Consider the following 14,041-nt stretch of genomic DNA (forward strand, 5'->3'; position numbering starts at 1 on the left):
ACCCCCATGCGCATCGGCATCGACGTCGGCGGCACCAACACGGACGCCGTCCTGATGGACGGCAGCACCGTCCGTGCGGCGGTCAAGCGGTCCACCACCCCCGACGTCACCTCGGGCATCGTCGCCGCGCTCGACGGTCTGCGCGAACAGCACGCCTTCGGCCCCACGGACATCGACGGCGTGATGATCGGCACCACCCACTTCATCAACGCCCTGGTCGAGGCACGCGGCCTCGCCCCGACGGCCGCGGTCCGCCTGGGCCTGCCGGCGACGGCGTCGCTGCCCCCGTTCACGGACTGGCCCAGGCACCTGGTGTCGGCCGTGCACGCGCAGCCGTTCCTGGCCCACGGCGGCCACGAGTTCGACGGCCGGGTCATCTCGGAGCTCGACCCCGAGGAGCTCAAGCGGCACGCCGGTGCCATCGCCGCCGCGGGCATCCGGTCCGTCGCGATCTCGTCGGTGTTCTCCCCGATCAACGACGAGTTCGAGCAGCGCGCGCAGGAGATCATGGCCGCCGAGCTCGGGCCGGACGTGGCGTTCTCGCTGTCGTCCGAGATCGGTCGCATCGGCCTGCTCGAGCGCGAGAACGCGACGATCATCAACGCGGCGCTCCGCGAGCTCGCAGACCGCATCGTCGACGGGCTGTCCGGGTCGGTCACGGGCAGCGGCATCGACGCACCGCTCTTCCTGAGCCAGAACGACGGCACCCTGATGGACGTCGAGTACGCCCGTCGCTACCCGGTCGCGACGTTCGCCTCCGGCCCGACCAACTCGATGCGCGGCGCCGCGGTGCTGTCCGGCTTCGACACCTGCGCGGTCGTCGACGTCGGCGGCACGACGAGTGACGTGGGCGTCCTGACCGCGGGCTTCCCGCGCGAGGCCACCGGCGAGGTCGCCGTCGCCGGCATCCGCACGAACTTCCGGATGCCCGACGTCCTGTCCGTCGGCATCGGCGGCGGTTCCCGCATCCGCGAGGACGGCAGCGTCGTCGGCCCGGACTCCGTCGGGTACCGCCTGACCGAGGAGGGCCTGGTCTTCGGCGGCACCACCCTGACCGCGACCGACGTTGCCGTCCGCGGTGGCCGTGGCGCGATCGGGGACCCGTCGCTCGTCGCCGGGGTGCCGGCCGAGGTCGCCGCCCGCGCGCTCGACGTCATCGCGGAGCGCGTGGCCGACATCGTGGAGCGGATGCGCACCTCGTCCGACCCGCTGCCCGTCGTGGCGGTCGGTGGCGGTTCGGTGCTGCTGCCGGACACCCTGCCCGGACTCGGCACCGTGCACCGCCCGGAGCACTACTCGGTCGCCAACGCCATCGGTGCGGCGATCGCGCAGGTCAGCGGTGAGGTCGACAAGGTCTACGCGATCAGCGACGGCCGACGGTCCGCCGTGGTCGACGAGGCGCGGCAAGAGGCGGTCGACCGTGCCATCGCGGCCGGCGCCGACCCCGGCTCGGTGGACATCGTCGACTTCGACGAGGTCCCGATCCCGTACCTGCCGGGCAACGCGACGCGGATCCGCGCGAAGGCCGTCGGCGACCTGGCACTCGGGGCGCTGGTCCGATGAGCGCCACGACCACAGCACCCCTCCTCACCTCCATCGGGGCGGACTGCTCCGCCCTCGCCCGCGGCGCCGCGATCCTCGGCACCGGCGGCGGCGGTGACCCCTACATCGGCCGCCTGCTCGCCGAGGCCGCCGTCCGCACCCACGGCCCGGTCGAGATCGTCCAGGTCGAGGACCTGCCCGACGACGCCGTGGTGCTCTCGGTCGCGATGATCGGCGCTCCCACGGTGATGGTCGAGAAGCTGCCGTCCGCCGGCCAGTTCGCCGAGGCCATCCGCAGCCTGTCGGCGTTCCTCAACGTGACCCCGACCCACCTGGCCTGCATCGAGGTCGGCGGCGTGAACTCGACGACGCCGATCGTCGCCGCTGCCGAGCTCGGCCTGCCCCTGGTCGACGGCGACGGCATGGGCCGTGCGTTCCCCGAGGTGCAGATGGTGCTGCTGACCCTGTCCGGGGTCAGCGCGACACCGATGGCCCTGGCGGACGAGAAGGGCAACACCGTCGTCTTCGACACGGTGGACAACCGGTGGGCGGAACGGCTCGCCCGCACGGCGACGGTCGAGATGGGCTGTTCCGCGATCACCGCGCAGTACGCCATGTCCGGCGCGCAGGTGAAGGAGTCGTTCGTCCGCGGCAGCCTGTCGCTGAGCGTCCGGCTGGGCGAGACGCTCGTCCGCGCCCGCAGCGAGAACGCCGACCCCGTCACGGCGGTCACCGAGGTGCTCGGCGGCACGGTCGTGTTCCAGGGCAAGGTCGCCGACATCGAGCGCAAGACCGTCACCGGGTTCGCCCGTGGCACGGCCCGCATCGCTGGTTCCGGCAGCGACACCGGCCTGGAGGCGGTGCTCCGGTTCCAGAACGAGCACCTGCTGGTCGAGGTGGCCGGCCAGGTCCGCACCACGGCTCCCGACCTCATCATCACCCTGGACGCCGAGACCGGCGAACCGATCACCACCGAGGCCCTGCGCTTCGGCGCCCGCATCCGGATCGTCACCGCACCGGCCGACGAGCGCTGGCACTCCCCGGACGGCCTGCGCCTGGCCGGCCCGCGGTACTTCGGCTACGACACCCCCGCGGTCCGCCACGACGGCACCACGAGCCCCGGCGAGAGCACGGAGGAAGCCCGATGAGCTGGATCCTCGACGTCGACGACCTGCCCGACCTGGCCCGCGGCGCCGCGCTGCTCGGCACCGGCGGCGGAGGCGACCCCACCATCGGGATGCTCCTGGTCCGTGCCGCGATCGAACAGCACGGCCCCGTCACGATCCTCGACCCTTCCGAAGTGCCCGACGACGCCCTCGTCATCCCCACCGCGCAGATGGGCGCACCGACCGTCGTGCTCGAACGCATCCCGGCCGGACCGGAACCCCTCGGCGCCCTCCGTCGGCTCGAAGCCCACCTGGGCCGGACGGCGACCGCGACGATGCCCATCGAGTGCGGCGGCATCAACTCGATGATCCCGCTGCTCGTCGGCGCCACCGGCGACCTGCCCGTCGTCGACGCGGACGGCATGGGCCGCGCGTTCCCCGAGCTGCAGATGGAGACGTTCTCGGTCTACGGGGTCCCCGGCAGTCCACTGGCGATCAGCGACGAGAACGGTCACGGCGTCATCATCGAGACCGGCACGGACAACAAGAAGATGGAGTGGCTCGCCCGCGGGGTCACCATCCGGCTCGGCGGCGTCGCCTACATCGCCGAGTACGCCATGTCCGGCCGCCAGGTGCGGGAGACCGCCGTCCCGCGCACGCTCTCCCTGGCACTCGCCGTCGGTCGGGCCATCCGGGTCGCCCGCGAAGCCCACCGCGACCCCATCGACGCGCTCGCCGAGGCCCTCGGGACGACGATCTACACGCACCTGCGCGAGCTGTTCGACGGCAAGGTCGTCGACGTCGAGCGCCGCACGGTCGACGGGTTCGCCCGCGGTCGCGCCACCGTGCAGGGGACCGACGGCTCCGAGCTCGAACTCCGGTTCCAGAACGAGAACCTGGTCGCCCGGCGGGACGGGCAGCTCGTCGCCGTCGTGCCCGACCTGATCTGCGTCCTCGACGCCGAGACCGCCGAACCGATCACCACCGAGCGCCTGCGGTTCGGGCAACGCGTCCGGGTGATCGGCATCTCGACCCCCGACCTGATGCGGACCCCGGAGGCGCTCGCCGTGTTCGGGCCGTCGTGCTTCGGGCTCGACGAGCCGTTCGTCCCGGTCGAGGACCTGCACGAGCACGTCCGCCCGGCCGCCCCGGCGGTCGGCTGACCGACGGCCGCGCGCCGACCCCGGTACCCGGCCCCCGCAGCCGACCCCGGGCGCCGACCCGGGACGCGACCACGGCAGCAGAATGGACCCATGGACCAGGGTGAGCGGCGTGGCGGCGGTGTGACGGGCCTCCAGGCCGACGACGCGACCGTCTTCGGACGCGGCACCGCCCTGCTCGGCTGCGGCGGTGGCGGCCGCGTCGACCACATGGTCAGCGCACTCCGATTCGCACTCGGCGACCGCAGTGTGCCGGTCGTCGATCTCGACGACCCCGCACTCGGCTCGGTGGTGGCCGTGGGGATCATCGGGTCGACCAACGTGCTCGAGGAGAAGATGCCGAGCGGCGAGGAGCTGCCGGCCGCGCTCGCGGCGGTCGAACGCTGGACGGGCGTCCGTGCCGACGCCGTCGTCGCCGCGCAGATCGGCGGCGTGACCGGACCGGCCGCGGCCCTCACCGCCCACGCCGCCGGACTGCCGCTCGTCGACGCGGACCTGGTCGGCCGCGCGGTCCCGCGCATCGACCAGCTGTCGGTCTTCGTCGGCCCGACCACGACGGTCACGGCCGCGGCAGCCACCACGAGCGGTCTGCGGATCGTCGTCGACGCCCGGCAGCCCCACGACGTCGAGACCGTCTGGCGCGAGGCCGTCTCGCACAGCGGCGGCTGGGCGGCCTTCGCGATCGGTCCGGTCCCGGTGGCGTTGCTGCGCGAGCGGGCCGTCGTCGGCAGCGTGCAGCGCGCCCTCCGGATCGGACGCGCCGCGGGCGGCGCACGCGACGCGGCGGAACTCGCCGCGCTCATCGGCGGCCGGGTCGTCGCGCAGGGCCGGGTCATCGACGTGCAGCGCGAGGGGGACGCGCTCGCGTTCGTCCGCAGCAGCCTGGCCATCCGCGACGCCGGCACCGGTGCGGTCGCCCGGGTCGAGGCGGGCAGCGAGTACGTGCACTGCCTGGTCGACGGCCTGCCCGTCGCCAGCACGCCGAGCGTCATCACCGTCGTCGACGCGCGCTCGCTCGCGCCGGTGGCGACCGACCGCACGCGGGTCGGCAACGAACTCGCGGTGCTCGTGCTGCCGTCGGCGCCGTGGTGGTGGGCGGACCCCGACCGCACCGCGCACATGGGACCGCGGGCGTTCGGCATCGACGCCGACGTCGTGCCCGAGATCGTGCCCGAGGTGCTCGCGTGAACGCCGTCGGCGACCTGCTGCCGCTCCTGCCAGCAGGCACCCGCCTGCTCGTCGGCCCCGGCAGCACGGCGGTCCGGAGCGTCCGCGGTGTCGTGGGGACCCCCGACCAGGTCGGCCGGTCGCTCGCCCAGGGCGACGACGTCGTCGTGCTGCTCACCCCCGTCGACCGTGCGGACGCACGCTTCGACGTGCTGCTGCGCCGGGCCTCCGCGGCCGGCACCACCCTGCTCGTCGTCGACGGATCGCTGGAACTCGGCCCCGGCACCACGACGCTCGCCGACCGGCTCGGCGTCGCCGTCCTCGCCACCCCGGACCCGTGGGCGACCTCGGTCCGCCTGCACGAACTGATCGGCACCGGGATGGGTCCGGCGGCCCGGGCGGCCCTCGACGCCTCCCGCGTCGCGCTCGACGCCGGCCCCGAACTCGACGACCTGTTCGCCCGGCTCGACCGGTCGCTCGGCCACCCGGTGCGGTTCCTCGACGCGTCGGGCCTGGCACTCCGCGGAGCCGCCGTCGACGACACGGCGCGCGCCGTGCTCGTCCGCCGCGCCGGCACGAGCGACGTGCTGATCGCCGAGGGCGTCGACGAGACGCTCGTCGCGATCCCGGTCGGTACCGGCATCGGACCGCGCGCCTGGCTGGCCGTCGGTCTGTCCGTCCCGATCGCCACCGAGCAGCAGGTGGTCGCGAGCGCCCTGCAGGTCGCCGCCGTCGCCGTCGGGCACCGGCTGCTGCTCACCCGGCTCGACGACGAGCGCGATGCCCGCTACCGGATGGCGATGCTCGACGAACTCCGTGCGGCCGACGGGGCGCCCGCCCCGCAGCTCGTGCAGCGGACCATCGCCGCCGGGTGGCGGCTGGACGCCTGGCACGTCGGTGCGCGCGTGGTCGCGCGGCAGGGCGTCGACCTGGTCGCGCTCCGCCAGCAGGTCGACGCCGCGGTGCGCGCCGAGGGACTCGACGCGGTCGTCGTCGAACAGGCGGACGGCTGGGTGCTGTGGCTGTCGGAACCCGACGAACCCGGCCGGGAGGCAGTGGCCGACATCGCGGGTCGGCTGCGGCGCGCGCAGAACACGCTCCGCACCACCGTGGAGACCAACGTGGGCGTCGGCAGTCTGCAGGCGGGCCCTGCCGGGCTGGTGCGGACGCTCGGCGAGGCGGGCGACGCCGCCCGTCTGGCCGCCAGCCGTCCGGAGTCGGGGCACTTCGTGCACGTGGACCGGCTCGGGCTCGCGCAGCTGCTGCTCGCGTGGACGCAGACGGACACGTTCCTGCCGGCGTCACGGCAGTTGCTCGCACCGCTCGAACGCGGTGGCGGGGCGCTCCTGACGACGCTCGCCGCCTACCTGGACGCGGAGTCGTCGATCGCCGAGACCGCCGCGGTGCTCGGCGTGCACCGGAACACCGTGTCCGACCGCATCGCGCGGGTGGAGCGGTTGCTCGCGGTGGACCTGTCCGACCCCGAGACCCGCCTCGCCCTGCACCTGGCGACGCGGGCGCGGGCCGGGGACGGCGGCTGATTCAGTTCCTGTTGCTGGACTTCTCGGTCTCGCGCTTCGTGGTCCCGCTCGTCTTGTCGGTCCCGCGGGCGGGCCGGGCGGCGGCACCGGTCTCGCGCGCCGCACCCGAGGCCAGGCCGGCCGCGATGATGAACACGAAGACGATCAGCAGCGCCCCGAGCAGGCCGATCTCCTCACCGAGGAACCCGATCAGCGGCGGCCCGGCCAGGAACGCCACGTAGCCGATCGTCGCGACGGCGCTGACCTTGGCGGCCGCGGTGCGGGGGTCGTCGGCCGCGGCGGACATGCCCATCGGGAAGCCGAGGCTGGCACCGAGGCCCCAGAGCACGACGCCCACGATCGCGAGTGGCACGTTGTCGATGAAGATGAGCATGCCGAGGCCGACCACCGCGACGGCGGCGCTGATGCGCAGGACCGGCACGCGGCCGAACTTGTCGATCAGCGGGCTGCCGGCGACGCGACCGGCGGTCATCGCGGCCAGGAACACCGTCAGCACGGCAGCGCCGCCGGCGTTGTCGAGTCCGTGGCCGTCGATCATCGCGAGGGGCAGCCAGTCGTTCGCGGACCCCTCGGCCAGCGCCATGCCGAGCACGATCACGCCGATCAACAGCGTGGACGGCTGTGCCCAGACCTGCCAGCGGGTGAGCGGGGTCGCGACCGGGCTGGTGTCGGTCGACACCGGCTGCTCGAAGCGGTGCTCGTCCTGGAACTTCGTGACGGCGACGAGCATGGCGGCGCTCGTGATGACGACGAGCACGATGAAGTGCCACGACACCGGGATCTCGAGCTTCTCGGCCAGCGCACCGAGGCCCGCACCGGCGAGCGTGCCGAGGCTGAACGCGGCGTGGAACAGCGGCATGATCGTTCGCCCGCCGGCCTTCTCGGCGGCGGCTCCCGAGACGTTCATCGACACGTCGCACAGGCCGTTGCCGAAGCCGAACGCGATGAGCGCGATCCAGATGGCGGCGAAGCCCCACCCGAGCGTGACCGCGACCCCCGCGAAGATCATGCCGATCGCCAGGCACGCCGCAGCCACCTGCACGCCCCGACGGGCACCGAGCTTCGCGACGATGTGCCCGGCGAACGTCAGACCGCCGATGGAGCCGACCGCCATGCCGAGCACGAGCAGGCCCATCTCGAACGTGCTCGCCCCCAGGGAGTCGCGGACGCTCGGGATCCGGCCCAGCCACGTCGCGATGTCGAGCCCGGACAGGGTGAACACCACGAACACCGCGATGATCCAGGCCTTGGTGGTCGGGACGGTGCGGGTGGACGGCGTCGTCATGGTGGTTCCCATCGTGCTGCGGCGCGCTCGGTAGTGCGCGTTCTGGTGCGTGCCAGTGCTGGTCTTGCGGCTGTCGAATCGATTCGACTGCTCGTTCCGGCTACGCTAACGGGCGATGGACGAACCGGCAACAGGACCCGGCGCGTCGCCTTCCCGCGGCGGCGCCACCCGTCCGTCGCGCCCGACGCTGGCAGCGGTCGCCCGTGCCGCCGGGGTCGCGCCGTCGACGGCCTCGCTCGCCTTCAGTGGTCTCGGCCCGGTTTCCGAGGACGCCAAGGCCCGCGTGCTCGCCGCTGCCGCCGACCTGGGTTACGGCGGCCCCGACCCCCGTGCGCGTTCGCTGCGCCGCGGTCGTTCCGGCGTCATCGGCGTCGTGATGGACGAGCGTCTGAGCGATGCCTTCCGTGACCCGGTCAACGTCCTGACGCTCGACGGCATCGCCGAGGTCGCCGGCGCCGCGGGTGTCTCCCTGCTGCTCGTCCGGAGTCCGCTCGACGACGAGCAGGGCGCCGGCCCGCTGGTGGATGCTCCGATGGACGCCGTCGTGCTCGTCGGGTGCAACGTCCGGATCGACCCCGCCGTCGCCGTGCTGCGGCGTCGACAGATCCCGGTCGTCGCGATCGAGGCGGCCGAGATCGAGGGCGCTGTCCCCGTGCAGCTCGACAACCGCGATGCCTCACGCCGTGCTGCCGAGTACCTGCAGGGGCTCGGGCACTCTGCCGTGACCGTCGTGACGCTGCCGCTCGACGCCGCACGCCGCCGTGGCCCGATCGACGCAGCCCGTCAGGACGAGGGCATCGCCTTCACCACGCTCGAGCGACTGCGTGGTGTGCGCCAGGTCTACCCGCACGCCGTCGCGATCGAGACCGCAGGCAGCTCGGTGGAGGAGGGGCGTCTCGCCGGCACCGAGCTCTTCGCGCCGGACGGCCCCCGCCCCACCGCCGTCATCGCGCAGAGTGACCTGATCGCCGTCGGGGTGATCTCGGCCGCGCTCGACGCCGGACTCCGTGTCCCCGAGGACGTCAGCGTCGTCGGGTTCGACGGCATCACCGTGGACGACAGCCTGCTCCACCGCACCCCGATCCGGCACCTGACCACCCTGGTGCAGCCGTTCGTGCAGAAGGGACAGGCCGCAGCCCGTGCCGCCCTGGCCATGCTCGAGGGGGCGGAGCCGCAGCCGGCGTCGTTCACCTCGGAGTTGCGGGTGGGGGACACGACGGGGCCGCCGCCCGCTTCATGCTAATTGCATGTCGGCGACCTGCGCCGGACCATGAACCCGTCGCTCAATGGACTTGTTCCGTGTGTATTCAACGTCCGAGCCTACCGGTGGTGGCTTGAAGTCCCCGCCGTCGAGCTGGTGCAATCTGTTCGGGGTGTGGCCAACCGATGACATTGCGGCCTTGGTGCGAACGAGTGAGAGCTTCGGAGGCGGCTTGTTCGAGCAGCCTCGGCGCTATCTCGTCCGTCTGCCCGTCGCACCAGCATCCGTCGAAGCCGGCACCCTCGTCAGACGAGGTTCTCTTGTCGGAGGTGTGCGCGAGCATGCTTCCTGAAATCGCACGAGCGAAATGGGGAAAGCAATGGCAGATGTCGAACCGATCCCGGTCCGCCGGCTCCACGTGAATGTTCTGATTGTCGCTCTTGCGGGCATCGGCTTCTATATCGCTGGATTTATCGCCGGTATCCCCACGATCCCCGGATCGAACGGGAACCCTCGCTTCGACTGGATGGCGCAGGTCGGCGCGAGTTTCAGCAAGCTCGGAACATCCGCGATGCTGCAGTTCCCCGGCTGGGCGTTCGCGTTGCTGGGGTTGACGGCTGGCGGCCAGGTGGTCCTGCAGAACAAGTCGGCGAGATTGAGCTTGCGTCGGGTCCTTGGGTTTCTCGGGTCAATCCTCGCTCTCGCCGCGCTCACGATCACGGTGTTCATGGTTGCCGCGTGCCTGACCGCAGTCGAACGGATCCCGAACCTATTCGTGGTGCTCCCGGCGGCGGCTCTCACGTGGGGTGTGGCAGTCGAATGTGCTCGCTTCATCGTGCCGGACTTCTCAGTGCAACTCGACGGGGCGCAGTCTCAGCTTGACAGCGTGGTCGAGCGGCAGCGGCGGGTCCCCCCCGCCACGGCAACGACCGTGGGCGCCTACCTGACGTTGGTCGGCGCTGGATTGATCGTTGGGCTCGCGACCGCAGCACTCCTCGTCCGCGCGTCAGCGTTCCTAGCCGTGCTCGGCTTCAGCGTCACTGCTTTTTCGATAGTGATCGGCTTGTACCTTTACGCACAGCTCACATCACCGGCTCTGGTGCAGCCGTCGCGTCCGCGACGGTTCTGGGTCAGAACCGGCGGGTTCCTGATGTATGCCGCATTGGTGCTGCTCTCGAGCTTGAACCTCGTCGTGGCGGCACCGTCCGCGTGGGTCGGGCTCGGCTGCATGTTCATCCTTGAGCTGCTACTCCCCATCGCGTTCCTTCGGCTTCCTGACGGCAGTCCCCAGGGGCTCATCAACATCTCCCTCGGGGGCGCGCTCGCTCGGTTCCTCCGCAACGATCTTGACCGTGCTGAAATCAGCGCCCGCAATCGCATAGTGGAACTCGAAGCGCACGCCGCGAGCGACCAGGTCTCCTTCCCCAAGCGGCTCACCGACGCCATCACGGCGTTCAGGCGATAGCCGGTTCTGTCGTCGAGGAAACTCGGAAATACGCGCTTCTCGGTGGAAGTGATCGTCCCGCGCAAGCGCCGAAACGAGCCGCTCGCGGTGGCCACCGAGACTGCGATGACGGTCCTAGCTGGAGACCTCGGTGTGTCGTTCGGCATGAACCCTAATCAGGGTCGAGCGCTGACTGATGTGTGGAACGGGGCGGTAGATCGTCTTCACGGGTGAGGCGGCCTGGGGCAACTCCTGCGACCCGTCGCGGAATCCGTGGCGCGAGCCAAGCAGCGCATGCTTGGCCACGTTCGCGATCACCCGTTGGTTCTGGGACCTCGATTGCTCGATCCTCCAACTATCGTCGACGGTCACGGCGAAGGTGAGCTTTGGCCCTCGAAATGGTACTTACGCCAACCCTCGTTGCGCTGGCAAAGTGATCGACCTGTCTTGCCAGTCGCCTCTGTGGCTGCGGATCTACGGGGAGCATGCCATGCCGAAATCACTCTTCCTTACGCTACTTATTGTCGGGCCAATCCTTGTCATCGCAATGTCAGGCAGCTTCCTGCTTGGCATGCTCGCTTTCGTTTCGGTACTCATCGCGAACCCGATCGTGCGTTCGATTCGCAGGGCTCGGTACTTCGGGTCGGAGCACTTCAAGGGCCTGCGGGCTGAGGTTGCTGCTTTGGTCAGCGAGCACAATGCTGTCGTTGACTACGTGTCAGAGATGCGCGCTGAAGGATCTTTCGAACTCGGGGCGTCCACAAGTGGGCAGTACGCGCATCTGGCGGGTTTCGTCAATGAGTCCAGGTGGAACAATCGTCGCGACCGCCATGTCGTGGAATTTGCCCCGCACGTCCACCACGCCTCTCTCCAAGTCGTCCGCAACGCGAAGATTGAGCCGATCAAGTACTTGATGAAGTACTTCGGAATCAAGGCGGACCATGCAACTCTTGCTGAAGTGCAGCGGGTTTCAGAAGACATTGCCCGTCTTGAAGAGGCGGTCGCCAACGTGCGTGGGCGTGAAGCCGATCTGACCGCCCGGATCGCCCCACCGAAATTCATCCTCAAGCACTACTCAGCAGAGTTCTGGGATCAACTAGGAGTGCATCTGACAGTGATCCAAGTGCCATACCCCCGTTACAGGTTTGAGTACACATCTGCCGGCGGGAATAGTTCGCAATCGGCCCCTATTCAGCTCGACACTCCCACGCTCGAGGCATTGTCGCAGGTGCTCGTCGCGAAGATCCGATGGGCTAAGTCTGCAGCCGGCCAGCGGGCCCTGATGACGGGCCGTCTCCGTACGTTCATCAAGAGCCGCGACAACCACGCCTGCCGATACTGCAAGATCTCAGTAGCCGCAGAGCCTCACTTGCTTCTCGAGGTCGACCACATAGTGCCTGTGTCACGCGGGGGTCTCAGCACCCCCGAAAACCTGCAGACGCTCTGCTGGCGCTGCAACCGGACGAAGGGCGCGAAGATCGTCGCATAGCGGTTCCGTTGGGGCGCATGCCGATGACAAGCGTCTGGGTGACCAGTCGCCTGGGGCGCATTTCGCTCCGGTGGTCCAGCTTCCTTGAGGTCGGTCACGTCCTGGGCTGCGCATTCGTGGGTAGCTCGTCCGCGTTGACTCTCGTAGCGGGGACGCCAAACGTCACACCGCGCGGACGTTGCCCACGCGCGCAGTGCTCAGCGCTGCCACACCCCGAACGCAACGACCGGGATCTCCACCATGAACGCGGTAGTCCCGCCCGCGACACCTGCGACGGGTTCGAGTACGGCCATGAGCCCAGAGCCGACGACGAACCCGGCGACCGTAGCCAGTGCGATTTAGCGTGAGCGTCCAGCGGCGGGCAGCAGCGCCGCCCATACGAGGCAGACGGTCAAACCCATACGACAACCATCAGGTACCGCAGGTTGGCGACGGTATCGGCGCCCTCGGCCGGTAGGCGATCGGCAGGACCGAAATGATCCACCGTTGGTACGGAGCGCGAACGCTGGTGAGAGCATGTGCCCTCACGCCCGGGTCGCCGGTTGCGTGGAAGACTAGACGGTCGTGACGGCTCCTCATCGCACTCGACGATCGCTCGATCGCCAACAGCTCCTGCGCGTCGTCACGTTCGTGATCGTGGTCGGTGTGGCGTTGGTGTTCGCGTACTGGCACGTCGGTCGGCAGCGTGTGGACGTCGACGAGGACGTGTACGTCGTCTCCGGGTGGGAGTACATCCACGGCGTCTTCATCCGGAACCTCGAGCACCCGCCGACCGCGAAGTACCTGTTCGGGCTCGCCGAACTCGCCCTCGGCGGGCCTGGACCGCTCGGCCCGCGCTACGTCGCAGCGACCGCTTCGTTCGGCATCGGACTGGTCTTCTTCCTGTGGTTCCGGCGGTCCGTCGGGTTCTGGGCGGCACTGATCACGGCTGCACTCTGGTGGCTGACCCCGCGGGCCAACGGCATCGCCTGGGCGGATCCGGCCTCGGGTGTGGCGACGAGGATGGACCGCACGGCCCTGCTCGAGCCGGTCATGATGTTCTTCGCGGTGGCGGCGATGTACGCGGCGTGGCGGTGGGTGAACGGCGTCGACCGCCGGCGCTGGCTCTGGGCTGCCGCGTCCGGGTTGCTGCTCGCACTCGCGGTGACCTCGAAGGTGACGCCGGCCGTGATCGTGCTCGCGATCATCGCGTTGCCGATGCTGTTCCGCCGGTGGTCGGACCTGTTGACCGGTGGGCTGATCGCTGCCGGCACGTTCATCGTCGCGTTCGTCCTGCTGTACGCGCCGGTGGGGTTCGGTCGCGGCTTCGTGCACATGCTCCAGTTCCAGTCGGAGCACAGCGCGACGGGACACACGATCAGGCTGCTCGGACACGAGTTCCAGTCGGCCCCGTGGTGGGCGAACTTCGTGTACTTCGCACAGGGCACGAGTCGGTGGCTGGTCCTCGTCCTGGTCATCGGGCTGGTCGCAGCGTTCGTGTTCCGTCCGGACCGCCTGGTGGCGTACCTGGCCATCGGCCTGGGCGCCCAGGTCGTGTTCCTGACGTCGTCCCACGTCGCGCTCGGGCACTACTACTACGCGTGGATGCCGCTCCTCATCGCCCTCGCCGGGATCGGCTTCGGGCGTGCGGGCTGGCCGGCGAGGCATCCCGGCCGGCGGCAGGCGCTGTTCCGTGTGGCCGCCGTGGGCCTGGTGCTCGCACTCGCCGTCGCCCCCGTCGTCCGGCTCGGCGCCGCCGTGGCGCAGGCTCGTGTCGCCGGGATCGCGCGGCTCGACGCGGAGCTGCGCGCCCGCGGTGTCGACCACGGGACCGTCCTGTTCGGCGGGTACAACATCGTCGCGTGGAAGCCGTACTTCCCACCGCCCCGTGGGACCTGGGAGCGGGACGCCGACGACGTCACCGCAGTCGTCCAGGGCGTGGATGGGCGGTTCCCGATGCAGCCGGGGGTGGCGTCGTTCCTCCGCACCCACCACGACGAGCTCGAGCACTTCACCGTCGACGAGCTCCAGGTGTGGATCCCCGAGCACGGTTCGATCCGGGAGCGTGACGGCGTGCTCGAACTGGTCCCGTAGCGGCGCAGCATCGACCCCCTGACCGGCGGGGTC

General features: G+C 70.4%; 10 protein-coding genes. 9 read left to right on the forward strand and 1 reads right to left on the reverse strand.

The window, feature by feature from the left end:
• The first annotated feature begins 6 nt into the window (after positions 1 to 6).
• The 5 genes from ACL00U_RS00335 to ACL00U_RS00355 all read left to right on the forward strand — a co-directional run bounded on the left by ACL00U_RS00335 (position 7) and on the right by ACL00U_RS00355 (position 6,516).
• Positions 7 to 1,563: a hydantoinase/oxoprolinase N-terminal domain-containing protein gene (locus tag ACL00U_RS00335; protein ID WP_412873686.1), complete on the forward strand. Its 1,557-nt coding sequence runs from the start codon at positions 7 to 9 to the stop codon at positions 1,561 to 1,563.
• Positions 1,560 to 2,690, forward strand: a complete 1,131-nt coding sequence (locus ACL00U_RS00340; protein WP_412873687.1) for a DUF917 domain-containing protein — start codon at positions 1,560 to 1,562, stop codon at positions 2,688 to 2,690. The genes ACL00U_RS00335 and ACL00U_RS00340 overlap by 4 nt, the downstream gene beginning before the upstream one ends.
• Complete coding sequence (locus ACL00U_RS00345) at positions 2,687 to 3,811, forward strand: DUF917 domain-containing protein (protein ID WP_412873688.1); 1,125 nt, start codon at positions 2,687 to 2,689, stop codon at positions 3,809 to 3,811. The genes ACL00U_RS00340 and ACL00U_RS00345 overlap by 4 nt, the downstream gene beginning before the upstream one ends.
• A 90-nt stretch (positions 3,812 to 3,901) precedes the next feature.
• A complete protein-coding gene (locus tag ACL00U_RS00350) occupies positions 3,902 to 4,996 on the forward strand; it encodes a DUF917 domain-containing protein (protein WP_262118221.1) in 1,095 nt (364 codons plus the stop codon).
• A complete protein-coding gene (locus ACL00U_RS00355) occupies positions 4,993 to 6,516 on the forward strand; it encodes a helix-turn-helix domain-containing protein (RefSeq protein WP_412873689.1) in 1,524 nt (507 codons plus the stop codon). Before ACL00U_RS00350 ends, ACL00U_RS00355 begins: the two co-directional genes overlap by 4 nt.
• Position 6,517: 1 nt before the next feature.
• On the opposite strand, the gene ACL00U_RS00360 is transcribed toward ACL00U_RS00355, so the two are convergent.
• The gene (locus tag ACL00U_RS00360) at positions 6,518 to 7,801 is read right to left on the reverse strand and encodes an MFS transporter (protein ID WP_259494814.1); all 1,284 of its coding nucleotides are present in this window, start codon (positions 7,799 to 7,801) and stop codon (positions 6,518 to 6,520) included.
• Positions 7,802 to 7,916: 115 nt separating this feature from the next.
• On the opposite strand from ACL00U_RS00360, the gene ACL00U_RS00365 reads away from it, so the two are divergent.
• The 4 genes from ACL00U_RS00365 (at position 7,917) to ACL00U_RS00380 (ending at position 14,008) form a co-directional block, all read left to right on the forward strand.
• Positions 7,917 to 9,044: a substrate-binding domain-containing protein gene (locus tag ACL00U_RS00365; protein ID WP_259494816.1), complete on the forward strand. Its 1,128-nt coding sequence runs from the start codon at positions 7,917 to 7,919 to the stop codon at positions 9,042 to 9,044.
• A 337-nt stretch (positions 9,045 to 9,381) separates the two neighbouring features.
• A complete protein-coding gene (locus tag ACL00U_RS00370) occupies positions 9,382 to 10,467 on the forward strand; it encodes a hypothetical protein (protein WP_412873690.1) in 1,086 nt (361 codons plus the stop codon).
• Positions 10,468 to 10,744: 277 nt separating this feature from the next.
• Complete coding sequence (locus ACL00U_RS00375) at positions 10,745 to 11,935, forward strand: HNH endonuclease (protein ID WP_412873691.1); 1,191 nt, start codon at positions 10,745 to 10,747, stop codon at positions 11,933 to 11,935.
• A 564-nt stretch (positions 11,936 to 12,499) separates the two neighbouring features.
• Positions 12,500 to 14,008: a phospholipid carrier-dependent glycosyltransferase gene (locus ACL00U_RS00380; protein WP_412873692.1), complete on the forward strand. Its 1,509-nt coding sequence runs from the start codon at positions 12,500 to 12,502 to the stop codon at positions 14,006 to 14,008.
• Positions 14,009 to 14,041 lie beyond the last annotated feature (33 nt).

Source organism: Curtobacterium poinsettiae, from assembly GCF_047226435.1.
In the GTDB taxonomy this organism is placed as follows: Bacteria; Actinomycetota; Actinomycetes; order Actinomycetales; family Microbacteriaceae; genus Curtobacterium; species Curtobacterium poinsettiae.

What these genes read in the sequence shown, in the direction of transcription:
- ACL00U_RS00345 (WP_412873688.1), top strand. Translation starts at nt 2,687, where the DNA reads ATGAGCTGGATCCTCGACGTCGACGACCTGCCCGACCTGGCCCGCGGC.
- ACL00U_RS00360 (WP_259494814.1), bottom strand. Translation starts at nt 7,801, where the DNA reads ATGACGACGCCGTCCACCCGCACCGTCCCGACCACCAAGGCCTGGATC.
- ACL00U_RS00340 (WP_412873687.1), top strand. Translation starts at nt 1,560, where the DNA reads ATGAGCGCCACGACCACAGCACCCCTCCTCACCTCCATCGGGGCGGAC.
- ACL00U_RS00335 (WP_412873686.1), top strand. Translation starts at nt 7, where the DNA reads ATGCGCATCGGCATCGACGTCGGCGGCACCAACACGGACGCCGTCCTG.
- ACL00U_RS00365 (WP_259494816.1), top strand. Translation starts at nt 7,917, where the DNA reads ATGGACGAACCGGCAACAGGACCCGGCGCGTCGCCTTCCCGCGGCGGC.
- ACL00U_RS00350 (WP_262118221.1), top strand. Translation starts at nt 3,902, where the DNA reads ATGGACCAGGGTGAGCGGCGTGGCGGCGGTGTGACGGGCCTCCAGGCC.
- ACL00U_RS00370 (WP_412873690.1), top strand. Translation starts at nt 9,382, where the DNA reads ATGGCAGATGTCGAACCGATCCCGGTCCGCCGGCTCCACGTGAATGTT.